Raw genomic sequence first — 15,410 nt, forward strand, 5'->3', positions numbered from 1 at the left:
CGAGGCTCGCGGTCGCTCGGGCGCGAGCAGCCGGCTCAATCGCCGGGCAGACCGAGGCACAAAAGGCCGCCGTTCTCGACGACGCCGAGCATCGCCACCGCCGAGTTGCCGTCGCCGATGTAGACCCGGCCGCGCGAGACCACCGGACTCGAGACCGCGCGGCCGGGGAGCTCGACGCGCTTCAGCACCGCGCCGGTCTTCGCGTGCACCGCGTAGAGCGCCCACACCGGCGGATCGCCAGGGGCCTTCTCCTCGCGCGGCGACTGGAAGTACAGCACGTCGTGGGCCACCGCCAGGCCGCCGACGATCTCGGAGCCCGGGCGGGACACGCTCCACGCGACGTCGCCGCCGTCGGGCGTGAGCGCCAGGACCTTGCCCTTGAACGCGGTGCTGCCGACCGGGCCGACGCGGTCGAGGCCGTGCTGATAGACGAGGCCGTGGGCGGTCGCCCCGAGGTTCTGAAACCCGCCGAGGGCGCTGGCGGTGGCGAGGTGCTGGGTGCGGAGGACGAGCTCGCCCGTCTCGGCGTCGAGCACGTGGTAGGCGCCGGCCTTGTCGCCCGCGCCGACGACCTTGCCGATCCACGGCAGCTTGTAGAGCTTCGGCGAATCGCCGAAGTCGAGGTCGTAATAGCGGTCCTCGGGGTCCGGGTTCGGCAGGCCCTCGACCCAGACATCGTCGGCGGTCGCCTGATACGACCAGCGGAGCTCGCCCGTCTGGGCGTCGAGGGCGACGATCGAATCGCTGTAGTCGCTGCCGCCGCCGTCCGGCCGCGGGGAGAAGTTCTGGCCGGTGCCGAAGTACACGGTGTCGGTGGTTTCGTCGTAGGTGGGCTGGCCCCACACGTCGGCGCCCGACGGGCCGTGGGTGAACGGCGCGAGCGAGGCGGGGAGCACCTGCTGCTCGCCGTCGGGGATGGTGCGAAACCGCCACTTCTCCGCGCCGGTGGCGACGTCGAATGCGGCGACCATGCCGCGAAACGTGCAACAGGAATAACCCTGCTGGGCCAGGATCAGGCCGTAGTTCTCGATCGACGAGAAGCCGACGATCAGGGTGTCGCCGGCGAGCATCATCGAATTGCCGATCACGCCGCCGAGGTCGTGGCCGTCGACGTTCGGCCGGATCCACACGGGCGCGCCGGTCTTGCGGTGCAGCGCGTACAGGTTGCCGTCCATGTCGCCGAAGAGGACGTAGGGCTTGTGGCGCGGGAGCACCGCGGCGCCGACGATCGGCGTGGCCACGGCCTCGATCGGCGAGCCGATCGGCGACGGCACGACCAGGGACGCGAGCAGCGGGTTCGGCTGCAGCGGCAGGTAGGTCCACAACATGTGGCCGTCGCGGTCGATGGCGTAGAACCGGCCGAGGTTCGAGCCGACGTAGACCCGATCGTCGAGGACGACCGGCGAGGCGTGGATCGGCCCGACCTCGTGGCCGGCGTCGGCGGCGTCGAACCGCCACTTCACCTTGAGCGCGCCGACGGTGCTCGGGCGCAGCAGGGTCTCACCGTCGTTGTAGCCGCTGCCGCGCGCGTCGTGGAGGGCCATCGGCCAGTCCTTCTTCGCGGCCTGCGGTCCGTGAGGCCCCGAGGACCCCCGCAGCTCGGCCGGTTCCGCGTCCTCGCTACAGGCGGCAGACGCCATCATCGTGACCAGGACACCGAGCTTCGGGAATGTTCGTACATCCATGACAACCCCAGGTGAAAACCCCCTGCGACGCACCACCGTGGCGCGTCACGACAATACCTCGAACGATCAGGATAGAATGGCGCCGACCGCCGCGCAAGCGGGTGGACGACAATGCGAGGACCTGCGTCCAGGTGCACCCGGGTGGCGCGACCTGTCGCAGCGTCGCTGGGACTGACTCGTGGTCGGCGCTGCGCGAGCGGAGGCACGACGATGACAGTGAACAGCTCTCGCAAATGCAAGGGACGCCGGCGACGACCGAGGGCGACGGGCCTCACCGTCGCCTCGCCGCGGCGCCTCGACATCGCCGCGTCGCGGCGCGGCGAACGGCGCTTCGCCTGCGAATGTCGGGACTCTCGCGGGGCCGGCCGAGCACCGACGATCCGCATGCGTCATTTTCGAGAGCCCGCCCCGACTGCCGCGCGGCGACGCCCATCGGGCCCTTCCCGAAGGTGGCTTCGATGTCCCATGGGATGTCCCATGGGACATGCCGGGCAGGCGCAGCGCGAGGCGGGCCTCGTCGGCGAAAAATGCGGGCAATTCAAGACCCCGCGGCTGGCGCGGCGATTGCTCGAATCGTCGCACATGGAACATCGCATTCATTCCCCACGAACGACAGACGCTGCGCTCGCCCTCTTCACCGCCGCGTTCGTCTGGGTCTCGTTGCCTGCGGACGCGCGGGCGGACACGTATACCAACATCACCCTCCCCGGCCCGAACACCGGCGAGATCCTCGACGGGCGGATCTACCTGCCCGACCCGCTCCCGCCGAACCCGCCCGCGGTGATCATGATGCACGGGTGCAGCGGCATGTGGGAGGGCGACTATCCGGGCAACGGCGCCACTCGCGAGATCGAGCGCTGGGGGCTGGAGCTCGCGGCTCAGGGCTACGTCGCCCTCGCGATCGACAGCTACGAGGCGCGTCGCCCCAGCACCAAGACCTACGTGCAGTACCAGAATCAGTGCTCCATGGGCAGCCCGCTGCGGGTCGATCCGTACACCACCCGCGTCGCCGACATCGGCGCCGCGCTCGACTATCTGATCGACACCCACGACGTCAACACCGACGGCGGGGTCGGCCTGCTCGGCTGGTCGCAGGGCGCCCAGGCCGTCCTGGTGGCGATGGCCAAGACGCCGCGGTACTCCAACGTGCCCCACGCGACCGATCCGCCCTACGCGGCCGCGGTCGCGTTCTACCCCGGCTGCGGCGCGGCGCTCGGCTACAACTTCAACGTCGACGGGGGCTTCTGGCGGCCGGCGAATCCGATGCGACTGCACATGGGGGACGCCGACGAGACGGTCTCGTTCGACGATTGCGAGGCCCGCGTCGAGACCGCGCACGACGATTACGGCAACACGCCCGGCACGGAGGACGAGCTGATCTGGGTCCCGTACGCGGGCATCGGTCACACCTTCGATCAGGCCTGCGATGGGGCGGAGTGCAGCGAGCCGTACCCCTTCGCGACCGCGAAGTGCGCGTCGGGCCCGACGACGTACAACTGCGCGCGGAAGGACGCGGACATCGACTCGCTCGACTTCTTCCTCACCGAGGTCGTCGGGGGCTGAGCCGCCGAGGCGCGCTCAGGGCGGGGTCAGGCACCACAGGGTCGAGAGGTCGATGCCGTTCTTGTAGGCGACGTAGGCCCCGGTCTGCGGCGCCACGCACTGCGAGGGCGCGTAGTAGAACGGGGTGCACAGCGAATCCAGCGGGCCGGGGCCGTCGTCGTCGTAGCAGTTGCCGGGCCGGCCGTCGCCGCCGCAGTAGAGCGCGTTCGGGTTGTCGAGGCAGGGCTCGCCGACCTCGGCCGGGTCGATGCCGCTCTGCTGCAGGAGCGCCTCGTCCATGCAGATGTTGTAGCCGCCGCCGCAGTGGGTCCCGGCCGGGCAGCCCGGAGCGTCGGAGAGGACGTCGCAGACGCGGTGGCACATGTCACCGTCGCCGAAGTCGGCGCAGCGCAGGCCGAGCTCACAATCGGAGTCCCAGTGCGTCGAATCGACGCGGGTGCAGGCCTCGCCCTCCTGCTTGGCCCCGCCGGTGACGCATTCGCCGTCGGTGCCGATGGCGATCGTCGGCATGCAGAACTGGTCGGCCGGGCAGGCTTCGGCCGCGTAGGGCGTGCACCCGTTCGGGCGCCGCACGTCGTACTCGACCTCCTCGATCCAGTAGCACGCGCCGTCGGCGAGCGGCTCGAACTGGCCGTCGCGGTTCGGGACCACCTCGCGCAGCTCGACGTGCCGCACGATCCCCGCGGTCTGGTGGGTCGACAGCAGCTCGACGATCTCGAGCTCGCCCGCGGCGGCGACGAAGGTCCTGGAGAAGGCGTCGCCGTCGAGGTCCTCCTCGTAGATCGCCGCCGCGCTGCTGAGCGGCACGTAGGTCTTCACATAGTCGGGGATCGCGTGATTGGGGTCCGGATCGAGCTGGTGGACGCCGACGCCGAGAGCGCCGTCGAAGAGGATCCGCAGCAGGTCGTCGGCCTGGTCGCCCGACAGGCTCGCCGGCGCAGACGAACGAATCAGCGGGACCGGCGGGGCGCTGTCGTATTCGTGCTCCTGCTGGCTGACGAGCTCGAGGCCCGCGATCGGCAGGTCGACGCAATCCTCGGGCTTGAGCGAGCCGGTGGTCTCCTCGGTGTCGCCGGTCGTCTCGCCGGTGGAGGTCCCGGCGGTGGCGTCGGTCGTGGTCGACGCCTCCGCGGTGGTCGTGCCGTCGCTGCCGGCGTCGGTCGGGCTGACCGTGCCGGCGTCGCCGGTCGTCCCCGCGGTCTCGCTGCTCGCGCTCGTATCGGCCCAGGTCGTCTCGCCGGTCTCGCCGCCGCAGGCGACCAGCAGGGCGGCGCTGAATGTAAAGAGGAGGCCGACGCCGACGCGCGGCGTGAAGTATGGTGAAATTCCGCTCGACATGCGGCGGACCATAGCGCCTCCGCGGCTCGAAATGGACGGGCGGCCGCGGAGCCCGCTCTGAGCGCGCGGACGAGGCGGTCGACGGGATTGGTACGAGCCAATGCGGGGCCGCAAATTGCAGCGAATGGCGGGATGACGAAGCGCTCTTGCAGCGGCGCTCGGGGCCGCAATGAATGATCAGGGGCCCACGAATCCCCCACGCCGAGGCTCGGCGCACGCCCGACGACCGCGCTCCATGGGCATGGTTCGATCCGCGTCGCGTCACGAGCGGCCCGGGCGACAGGCGCGCGAGGCCGCGCCATGCGTCCGTGTTCTCCATCACGCAGGCCGAAGTCGCCCGACGCAGCGGCGCGAGCGCCGTCTCTCGCACGCGCGCGAGGTCCCGCCATGGGCGTGGCGGCGAGCGTTCAGCACATCACCCGCCGCGCTGCAGCGGATTGGCCGCATTTCCGCGAGCGTGCGGTGACGGATCGCCGGACGGTCGGAGACGAGGGGGTGAGGAACTAACATGAACACTTATTCTTGCTCTCCCCGCATCCTTCTTGCCCTGATCGCCCTGACCGCCTGCGAGCTGCCGACCAAGCTCGGCGACCTGTCCGACTCCGGGACCGACGCGACGACCGGGACGACCGCGGCCACGACCGACCCGACGGCGACCGACAGCGACACGAGCGCCGGCACCACGCTCGAGCCCGAACTGACCTCGACCACCGAGTTCGACCCGTCGGAGACGACGCTCGTCGAGACGAGCAACGCAGTGACCACGGCGTCGAGCGACACCGAGACGCCGGTGGTGTGCGACGGCCTCGACGAGGCCACCTGCGAGGCCGTGGACTTCTGCATGCGCCACTACGGCGTGGCCTTCGAGTTCCCCGGCTGCTCCCAGGGGCTGGTGTTCCTCGGCTGCACCGATCCGCAGGACTGCACCGACGACGAGATCATCCTCTGCAAGGACGGCACCGACGAGGTCTACAAGGTCGAGAGCGGCTGCGACCCGACGGGCTACAGCGAGTGCGAGCCGCCGACGATCGCGTTCTGCGACTCGTGCGAGTCGCTCACGGAGGCGGAGTGCCTCGACGAGCCGAGCGAGTGCCAGCCGCTCTACGGCGCCCCGCACGTCGAGGTCGACGGCGAGGTGTGCGCCGATTACCAGGACCAGGACTTCCTCCGCTGCGTCGCCAACGGTGGCGCTTGCCCGCCGTTCATCCCGGTGATCTGCGAGGACGGCTCACCCGAGCAGGCGTGGGACTCGCCGTCCGGCTGCGTCCCCGCCGGCTTCAGCGAGTGCGGCGAGGTCGTGCCTTCGTGCATGTGAGCGTCGTTCCCTTGCGACCGAGCGCGCCGGGGCGTACGAGGTAATCCCCGGTCTCCGCTTCGAAGTACGAGCCCCACGGGTCATGGAACACGGTCGCATCCGCGCGTGAGTCGGGGGAACCCTGCTCCGCATGCGTGTCCCGTGGGGCTCGCTCGGTTCCGCCGAACCTGAAGACCGGTTCGCGGGTGCCGCTCGGGTGGCCCGGGGCGTGAGGCTGCGGAGGTCGACGACTGGGCGGAGGCCGCTGCGCACCGCGAGCCGGAGCGCCGGGCGGACGGCGCCGGGCCCGACTCGTCGGTGAATCTTCGCACGAGTCGCAAGCGGACAGGCAGTCTCTGATGGCGCCGTCTAGAGCCTCGCGCCGCTGCCGACATTTGCGGCGAGACCGATGTCCTGTCGAAGTCCGTCCAGTCGCGCCCGCGAATGCCGAAGTCGGCAAGACGGAGCACGTGGTGCAATGACAATCTCATGACCGGGCCGAGGCGCCGGGGCGCGAGCGCAGGGCCCCGCAGGCCCGCGAGGCGCCGTCCGGGGCCGCGGACGCGCCGCTCACGGCAATCGGTGACTGTGTCCATGGAAGAGCCCGGCCGAGGAGCTGCCGGGCTCGTGGCGTATTGACGCATGTGCATTCTCGAGCGCCGCGTCGCCGGGAGCGGCGCTCGACCGTGCGCCGCACAATTGTCCGCGACGGCACTCCGCGATCTACGGGGATTGACAGTGGGTGAGGGCGACAACTACGGTGCGACTCACAAGTCCAGCCATCGAGCATGAGGGACCAGGTGATGAGATCCTACGAGCGCGGCGAAGGAACGACCGGTGCGTCGATGCACTTCGTGCTGGTACACGGCGCGTGGCACGGCGCGTGGTGTTGGGCGACGACGGCGCGGCTGCTGGAGGCCCGCGGACACCGCGTCACACCGCTCGACCTCCCCTCGCACGGTGACGACGAGACGGCGCCCGCGTCGGTGACGCTCGCCCACTACGCGGGGCGCGTGATCGCGGCCCTCGACGCGATCGAGGGCACGGTCGTGCTGGTCGGGCACAGCATGGGCGGAATCGTCATCTCGACGGTCGCCGAGGCGCGGCCGGCCAAGGTCGAGAAGCTCGTCTATCTGAGCGCATTCCTGCTGCCGAACGGCACGTCGTTGCTCGACGTGGCCCTGCGGGACACCCACTCGCTGGCGACCCCGAACCTGCGCGTCCGGTCCGACGAGGGCGTCGTCGACATCCACCGCGAGGCGGTCGCGGAGATCTTCTACGCCGATTGCGAGCCCGAGGTCGTCGACCGCGCGCGCACGCTGCTCAAGCCGAACCCGCTCGCGCCGTTCGCCACGCCGCTCGCGCTGACGGACGCGAGCTACGGCAGCGTGCGGCGATTCTACATCGCGTGCGCCAAGGATCGGGCGATCACGCCCGCGGCGCAGCGAGCGATGGTCACGGCGATGCCGTGCGAGGCGGTCCACGAGCTCCACACCGATCATTCGCCGTTCTTCTCCCAGCCCAACCGGCTCCACGACGTCCTCGTCGAGATCGCCCGGACCTGAGCGCCTGTCCGGACGCATGTCGGGCGCGCCGGGCCGGTCGGTCACCCGCCGAGGGGGGAGCCCCATCGGCGCCGCCGCGAGGCCGGGGCGCGCCGAGGAATGACTCCTCGGGCCTCGGCTCCAGACGCCCGGGATTCACGGGCCGGTGCAGTCGTCTGCGCCCTCGAGCAGGGCATGGGGGCGAATGCGTCGAGTCACTCCCGCGAGTGCGGCTCGAATGCGAAAGTGATCGAATCATTCACGGGCTGCTCGTCGCCGCCGGCTCGCGCGTCGGCAGCCGCCGGGGTCATCGTTTCCGCGCGGCGAACTGCAGCCGCCGCCGGCGCTCGGCGAGCCAGTGGGCCTCTTCGGGCAGCCCGAGCGCCTCGAAAGCCCGGAGCAGCTCCAGGTCGCGGGCCTCGAGGTCGAGCCGGGTGACCAGGTGGAGCTTGCGCAAGCACAGGGGACACAGGCGCAGCGGGATCGCGTCGAGCTCGTCGAGATCGGCGACGCCGTTCATCACGCAGCGAAACGACTGACAGTGAGCCAGCCCGAACAGGTGACCGACCTCGTGCACGGCGACGCGGAGGCCCCGGCGGCGGAGCGTCCCGGCGAGGTCGGCCGGCGCGGGCCCGCCGAAGAAGCTGGGGTCGAAGCGGGCGAAGCCGACCACCGCGAGGCGCTCCTGGAGAGTCGACCATCCGAACGCGTACTGCTGCTCGCGCGCGGCGAACAGGTCGACAGTGACGAGCGTGAGCATGCCGTATGCGTCGGGCGGGAGCCGTGGCGCGACCGCGCCGAGCAACGCGCGGGCGTCGTGTTGACGGTGGCCCTGGACCTCGCGCCAGGGGATCCCGCTCTCCGGCAGCGGTTCGGCCGGCAGCAGGTCGGTCGGGGTGGCGAAGAATGCGGCGAGCAGGGCGGCGATGTCCGCCGGCTCCGGAGTGCGCACGAGCCCGACGTATTCGCGGCCGACGAGCACGTCGACGGGGAAGCGTCCGAGCGGCAACATCGCCAGGCGTTCGCGCGGGGCGAAGCGGATGTTCGGCGCGCTCTCGAGGAATTCGGCGACGCTCTGGGCCGGCTCCGGTCGCACCGTGCGCCAGTCCCCGGGTCGCTGCGGCGGCATCGGCGTGAAGTCGCGCGGGTCGGTGAAGGCCGCGCGCAGGGCCGGCTCGACGTCGTCGAGGGGGCCGAGCGCCTGCCGCCAGGCCTCGCCGGGACGCTCCAGGCGCGGGGCAGGCGAGGGAGGCACTCGGGTCTCGACCGGCGCGTCCGCGCCGCATCCGCCGAGCGTCAGGCACGAGAGACCGGCTAGCAGGCGCCGTCGAGAGATGGGCATCGCAGACGCCAGACAACGCCCGGCGACCGAAAAGGTGCGAACCCTCGGGCGGCTCCGCGAACGGGCGATGAGCCGCGCCGAGGTGATGGATTGTGGGTGCGACCCGCTCCTGTCCGCGGGTCGGTGCGGCAGGTGCGGACCTGGCCGCGCTGCGAATCGTCGGAGGCGGTGCGGCCGCCTAGACGGGATGCTCGACTCCCCGCGTCTTCGACAGGCTGTCCGAAGAGCCAGGTCGTGCGGCGCACCCACGGATTCGAGGTCGTCGAGCTCAGGGGAGCTCGATGCCGAGGTTCGTCTCGAGGAAGGCGGACAGCGCGGCCCGATCGGGCTCCGAGAGCGACGAGAAGGTAGCGAGGTGATTGCCGCTGGTGACGTCGAAGCGGACGTTGCCGCTCATCGCCGACGGGGTGACGGCGGCGGCCGCCCACGGGTCCTGGTCGGAGTAGACGAAGGCGACGCCGTCACCGAGGCGGGCGAACTCTGCCAGCGCGCTGTTCTCGGCGGCGTCGAACTCCGGCGTGGTCACGCCCTCCGGCACGAGCCCGCGCTCCATGTCGACGAGGTCGGCGGAGACGAGGCCCTCCGCGACGAGCTCGGCGCGCGGCAAGGCGGGCCAGCCGCTGCTCTGCTGCACCTCGTAGAAGTAGGCGCCGAAGAACGACAGGTACGCGTCGGACATCGGGTAGGCGCCGAAGATGCTGGTGACGCCGAAGAACGCCGCCGTCAGCTCCTCGGCCGTCGCGGTGGCCGGACCGGGCAGACCCTCGCAATCGTCGGGGGTGCCGAAGTACTGCCAGAACAGCCACGGGTAGGAGAGCGCGGCGGCCTCGAAGGCGCGCGCCGGCTCGACGCGGACGAAGGTGTCGCCGAACTCGTCGGCGGCCGAGGCCAGCACCGCGGGCTCGACGGCCGAGCGCTGGGCGCCGAGAGCGGCCCGCTGGATGGCCTCGAGGCGGCTCTGGCACGCGGCGTCGACGACGTCGAAGAACGCCAGGAAGCGCTCGTCCTCGGGCACCATGAACGGGGCGCCGAAGGCGACCGTGGCGTCGACGTCGTCAGGGTAGTGCCGGCGGAAGCTCACCATGTCGACGCCGCCGTTGCTGAAGCCCGAGCCGAGCCACGCGCTCGTGTACAGGTCGCGCAGGCGCACCACGACGTCGTGGGCGTCGTCCGCGACCTGCTTGCGCGTGAAGTGCGAGAAGTCGTCGCCGTTGCCGTTGTGGAAGCGCTTGTCCAGGACGAGCTGGTTGCCCGCGAGAAGGGTCGTCAGCTCGTCCTCCTCGAAGCCGAGGTAATTGCTGTACCCCGTGGAGATCAAGTTCATGGGCAGGTCGAAGCCGCGATGGATGAGCGTGAGGTACTGCTCGTGGGTGCCCGACTTCGCGTCCTGGTGATCGTTCGGCTGCAGGAGCGTGAGGTCGTACAGCTCGGCGCCGTCGTCGCTGGTACCGGCCGGGCTGACGATGAAGCCGGCCGCCTCGAGCGCCGCGGTCACGCTGACGCACCGCTGCGCTGCGCCTTCTCCGTCGACGCAGACGTCGCAGGCGGGGTCGTCGACGCCGGCGCCCGGGTCTTCCGAGCCGGCACCGTCGCAGTCCGGATCGGGCGCACCGCAGCCGCAGTCGCAGCCGTCGGAGCCGCCGAAGCGCGCGGCGTCGCAGGTCCACTCCGGCGGCGGCGAGACGGGGGTTCCGCCCGGGCTGTCGCAGGCGGAGGCGAGGGGGAGAAGAAGCAGCAGCGGTACCAGCAGTGCAATCGATTTCATGGCAAGCGTCTTTCAATCCGGTGAGCAAGCGACGAGCGCTCCCCCCGCGCGCACGCGACGGGACGAGCGGTGCAAAAGTGAGGAGGATTCAGCGACGAGATCGGCGCGCGGCTGCAGGGCAGCCCCGAGCTTCAGATGCCCGTTGCCTGTCGTTCGGTCGTTCTGTGGATGGCGTGTACCGTACTCAAGCCCCCATCATGTGCCAGTGGCGTCTCCGCCACTGGGTCTCGCAAATCTGCGAGAGCTCCGTACGCCGCGCGGAGGTTCGCCCGAGGTCGAAAGAGCGCGGTACGACCCAGGCCCGCGTGGCGCCCCGGATGCGCGCCGGTGCGATCTCACTCGCGACGGAGCACATTCGCCGTCGTGTCGAGCAGACGCTGGCTCGCAGAGGTCGGGGCCGCCGCTACAGCGTCCAGGAGGACGGTCCGAGCATTTACGCCCCGCCTCGCGCAGAGCCGCCGACGGCCCGCCGCGGCGCACTCGACAAGATCGCACCAATGGCGAGGAATCCGTGATAGTTCACGGCCGGGAACATACTCGTATGAGTCTGGGAGGTGGAGGATTTGTACACCCCGCTCGGGCCTGTGCACGAGACGAGACCCGGGGTCGAACAGTGGCGATGTGCCGCGCCGCGCCCGCTCTGAAACGCGCCGCTCGAGCGTGACCTGCGCTGCCGTCGAGATCGATCGTCAGGGCTCCCCGGGCCAGTCCGGAGTCGGGGGACGGTGAATGGTGACATATGTCCTTTGGAACATCTCATGTGTCACGGCATCCGTCGCCCTCAAGACGGGGACTCGAGGGTGGTGGACGATGAGCACCACGTGGGGGAGCCGAATCGTCGTACCCCCATGGATAGCGAGCCCTGTCCCGTCGGACACGCGCTCGAGCAGACCGTCGGAGCGGGCGGGGCCTGCGAGTGGGACTTACTCTCCGATCCGTCGATCCTCGAGGCCATGGCGCCGAGCCTGCGCGGGCGCGTGCGCGCGCGCGAAAAATCCGGGCTGCCGGCGAAACCTTCGGGCTCGCGGGGGGGACGGCCCTGAAAGGTCTCAGAGAGCCTTCAAGCCGGCATGATCCAGGGGCGAGGACGGCGACGCTCCCTGACCGCCCTATGATGCATCCAACTCTTAGCCTTCGTACTTGTCTGTTCTCTGCCGTCCTGGCGATGATCCCGATGGGAGTCGACGCGCACGCCGTCGGTCCGACCGCCCCCTTCGTGGCGGCGAGCCGCGCCGAGCCCGCGCCTCAGGAGGCTCCGTACCGGGCCCTTGTGGCGTCGCGGCACCCCGTGCGCGGTGTGCCCTCGCTGTTGCTCGCGGCCGACGGCGGCCCGCCGCCGGCGAGCAGCGCCGAACAGGCGGCCAGGCTGCACCTCGAGCAGCAGCGCCAGGCGTACGGCGTCTCGCGCGAGGCGCTGGCGGACGCCCGCGCCCTGTTCTCGCACGACGTCGGCCGCGGCGGCGTGCTCGTGGCCCTGCGCCAGAGCGTCGGCGGCGTCGAGCTGTTCGGCAACGACATCAAGGTCCTGCTCGATCGATCGCACCGACTCGTCGCCATCTCCGGCAGCCCGCACCCGGCCGGCGTCGCCGCCCCGTTCGTCCCGTCGACGCCGGCGAAGACCGCGGCGATCGCCGCGGCGCTGCGCGAGGTCCACGGCGTCGCCGTCGACTCGCAGTGGTTCGTCGCCGACGGCGCCCCGCGCTCGGACGACTTCGAGCGCTTCGTGCTGGCGAACGGCGACGGCGGCCGGCTCGGCCTGCGCCGGCCCGCGCGCGTGAAGCCGGTGTACTTCCCTGTCGGCGACGCGCTGGCGTCGGCGTACCTCGTCGAGGTGCAGTCCTTCACCCGGGAGCTGCCCGAGTCCGCGGTCCATCAATACGTGCTCGCGGCCGACGACGGCCGCGTGCTCTGGCACCGCAACGCAACCGCGCACGCGGGCTTCCAGTACCGCGGGTACATCGGCGACGACGGTCGGCCGCTCGACGGCCCGACCGAGGATTATACGCCGTACCCGTTCGACGCCCCGAACCCGGAGGACCAGACGCAGCAGTTCGTCGAGCCCAACCTCGTGACGATGGAGGGCTTCAATCACAACCCCGACGACAAGGCCGACCCGTGGCTGCCGGCCGACGCGACGCAGACGTACGGCAACCACGTCGAGGCCTACGTCGATTTCCACGACCCGAGCGGGTTCCAGCCCGCCAGCGGCGAATTCCGGGCCAGCGTGAGCGCGCCGGGCGTGTTCGACTACACCTACGATACGGCCGGCGAGCCGCTGGCGAACGAGACGCAGACGACCGCGGCGATCGTGCAGGCGTTCTACACCGCCAATTGGCTGCACGACTGGTGGTACGATTCGGGCTTCAACGAGGCCGCCGGCGTGGCCCAGACCGACAACTTCGGCCGCGGCGGGATCGACGGCGATCGCCTGCAGGTGGAGGCGCAGGACGCCGCGTACGAGGAGAAGCGCGACCGCGCGACGATGCACGTGCCCTTCGACGGCGAGTCGCCGTGGGTGGAGCTGGCCCTGTGGAGCCCGAAGAGCTTCACCGCCGGTCTCACCGTCCCCGAGCTGGACGCGTCGTTCACCGTCGGGGCCGCGGTGTTCGGGCCGAAGGTCTTCGACTTCTCCGCCGAGCTGGTGCTCGCGGACGACGGCGTCGGCACGCCGTCCGACGCGTGCCAGCCGATCGTCAACGACGTGGTCGGCAAGATCGTCCTGATCGACCGCGGCGGCGGTTGCATCTTCGTCCCCAAGGCCGAGACCGCGCTCGCGGCCGGCGCGGCCGGCGTCATCCTCGTCAACAACAAGCCCGGCGATGGCTCGTTCAGGCCGGGCCGCGAGGTCGGCGCCCCGAACCCGCAGATCCCCACGGTCGGCCTGTCGATGGAGGACGGCGCGACGCTCAAGGCGGCGCTGCTGAACGGGCCGCTGGTCGCCGACATGACCGGCCTGACCACGCCCGACCGCGACGTCGCGCTCGACAACCTCGTCGTCGCCCACGAGTACGGGCATTACATCCACCACCGCCTGGTGGCCGCCGGCAACCTGCAGAGCCTGGCCCAGAGCGAGGGCTGGGGCGATTTCATGGCGCTACACCTGGCTCTTCGGCCAGGCGACGACCTCGCCGGTGCCTACGGCCACGCCAGCTACGCCAGCTACGCCGTCCCTGCCGGGGGGCCCTGGTTCGGCCTGCGGCGGTACACCTATTCGACCGACATGAGCAAAAATCCGCTGACCTTCCGGCACATCCAGGACGGCGAGCCGCTGCCGGACAGCGCGCCGATGCAGGCGAGCGCGTCGGCCAATTCGGGGGTCCACAACGCCGGTGAGGTGTGGGCGACGATGTTGTGGGAGGTCTACGTCGCGCTGCACGAGCTGCACGCGGGCGAGCTCGAGTTCGACGCGGTCCGCCGGCGGATGTCGGACTACGTGGTCGCCGGCATGATGCTCGCGCCGACCCAGCCGACCTATACGGAGCAGCGCGACGCGCTCCTCACGGCGATCGGGCAGCACAGCGTCGACGACTTCGTCGCCGCCGCGCAGGCGTTCGCGCGCCGCGGGGCCGGCACGTGCGCCGTGTCGCCGCCGCACGACTCGGAGAACCTCGTCGGCGTGGTCGAGGACTTCGAGGTCCGCCCGCAGGGGGCGCTCGTCGCCGCCAGGCTCGACGACGCGGTCGACTCGTGCGACGGCGACGGGGTCCTCGACGCCGAGGAGTCGGGGCGGCTGACCGTCACGGTGCGCAACTTCGGCGCGGCGCCGCTGACCGGCGCGACCCTCGAGGTGGTGGGGGCGCCGGCCAACCTGTCCCTCGGGCCAGATACGTCGATCGCGGTCCCCGAGGTCGGCCCGCTCGCGGAGGTCGAGGTCAGCTTCGACGCCGAGCTCGCGGCCGCGAGCGGCGCGACGCCGCTGACGCTCACGGTGCGCCTCGACACCCCCGCAGGTTGCGAGGCGAGCACCGAGCTGCTGCTGCCGACGGCGCTCGACGCCGACCGCACGCCCGCGGGCGGGAACGTCGACGACGTCGAGTCCGCCGCCACTCTGTGGACGATCGGCGGGGCCGGCGGCGAGGCCGTGTGGTCGCGCCTGCCGTCGGCGGCCTCCGGCACGATCTGGCACGCCACGAGCTCCAGCACGGTCAGCGACACCTGGCTCGCCTCGCCGCCGCTGAAGGTCTCGCCCGATCAACCGTTCGTCGTCGGCTTCGAGCACATGCACGCGTTCGAGGTGCGCGTCGATCCGCTGCTGACGTTCGTGGACGGCGGCGTGATCGAGATCTCGCGCGACGGCGGGAAGACGTGGGAAGACGTGGCGCCGCTCGTGAAGAAGAGCCCGTACACCGCGCTGATCCTCGGCGGGCTGAACCCGCTGTTCGGCGAGGGCGGCGTGGTCGGCTTCAACCCGTCGTACCCGCAGCGCGACCCGGTCTCGCTCGACTTCGGGACGGCGCTGGCCGGTGAGACGGTGCAGCTGCGCTTCCGCGTCGGCACCAACCCGAGCACCGGCGGACACGGCTGGGACCTCGACAACTTCGAGTTCGCGGGCATCGTCGACGGGCCGTTCCCGCAGTGGATCGACGACGACGGCGAGTGCGACGGCGATTCGCCGACGACGAGCGGAGACGACGCGAGCACGGGCGGTGACGATTCGTCCGCCACCGGCGCGAGCGACACGAGCGACGAGCAGCCGAGCGGCGAGGACGGTTGCGCGTGCTCGGCCGACGGCGAGCGCGGGTCCGCGGCGCTGCAGTTCGCGCCGCTGCTGCTCCTGGCGGCGCTGCGCCGCCGTTCACGCCGCGGCCGCTGATCGCGAGGGCGTCGACGCCTCACCGCGATCGCGAGCTCGCCGGGCTCGCGGTCGCGGTGCCGTTTG

Annotated in this window: 8 protein-coding genes; 4 read left to right on the forward strand and 4 right to left on the reverse strand. The window is 71.1% G+C overall.

From position 1 onward, the window contains the following. Positions 1 to 35: 35 nt before the first annotated feature. Positions 36 to 1,544, reverse strand: coding sequence for an outer membrane protein assembly factor BamB family protein (locus tag O0S08_RS10080; protein ID WP_269038846.1), 1,509 nt, complete (start codon positions 1,542 to 1,544; stop codon positions 36 to 38). 618 nt (positions 1,545 to 2,162) lie between these two features. Here O0S08_RS10080 and O0S08_RS10085 point away from each other — a divergent pair. After that, complete coding sequence (locus O0S08_RS10085; protein ID WP_269038847.1) at positions 2,163 to 3,248, forward strand: dienelactone hydrolase family protein; 1,086 nt, start codon at positions 2,163 to 2,165, stop codon at positions 3,246 to 3,248. 15 nt (positions 3,249 to 3,263) lie between these two features. On the opposite strand, the gene O0S08_RS10090 is transcribed toward O0S08_RS10085, so the two are convergent. Beyond that, a complete protein-coding gene (locus O0S08_RS10090; protein ID WP_269038849.1) occupies positions 3,264 to 4,586 on the reverse strand; it encodes a hypothetical protein in 1,323 nt (440 codons plus the stop codon). A 508-nt stretch (positions 4,587 to 5,094) separates the two neighbouring features. On the opposite strand from O0S08_RS10090, the gene O0S08_RS10095 reads away from it, so the two are divergent. Both O0S08_RS10095 and O0S08_RS10100 read left to right on the forward strand, forming a co-directional pair. After that, positions 5,095 to 5,901 (forward strand): hypothetical protein, encoded by an 807-nt coding sequence (locus O0S08_RS10095; protein ID WP_269038851.1) that lies wholly within the window; start codon positions 5,095 to 5,097, stop codon positions 5,899 to 5,901. A gap of 782 nt (positions 5,902 to 6,683) precedes the next feature. Further along, on the forward strand, positions 6,684 to 7,445 hold the full coding sequence (locus O0S08_RS10100; protein ID WP_269041951.1) for an alpha/beta fold hydrolase: 762 nt from the start codon (positions 6,684 to 6,686) through the stop codon (positions 7,443 to 7,445). Between the two features lie 286 nt (positions 7,446 to 7,731). On the opposite strand, the gene O0S08_RS10105 is transcribed toward O0S08_RS10100, so the two are convergent. Both O0S08_RS10105 and O0S08_RS10110 read right to left on the reverse strand, forming a co-directional pair. Next, positions 7,732 to 8,679 (reverse strand): archaemetzincin, encoded by a 948-nt coding sequence (locus O0S08_RS10105; protein ID WP_269038852.1) that lies wholly within the window; start codon positions 8,677 to 8,679, stop codon positions 7,732 to 7,734. Between the two features lie 355 nt (positions 8,680 to 9,034). Then, positions 9,035 to 10,531: a serine protease gene (locus O0S08_RS10110; protein ID WP_269038853.1), complete on the reverse strand. Its 1,497-nt coding sequence runs from the start codon at positions 10,529 to 10,531 to the stop codon at positions 9,035 to 9,037. 1,297 nt (positions 10,532 to 11,828) lie between these two features. Between O0S08_RS10110 and O0S08_RS10115 the strand changes: the two genes are divergently transcribed. Next, a complete protein-coding gene (locus tag O0S08_RS10115) occupies positions 11,829 to 15,344 on the forward strand; it encodes a M36 family metallopeptidase (RefSeq protein WP_269038854.1) in 3,516 nt (1,171 codons plus the stop codon). The last annotated feature ends 66 nt before the right edge of the window (positions 15,345 to 15,410 follow it).

It is taken from the genome of Nannocystis punicea (assembly GCF_026965555.1).
Lineage (GTDB): Bacteria > Myxococcota_A > Polyangia > Nannocystales > Nannocystaceae > Nannocystis > Nannocystis punicea.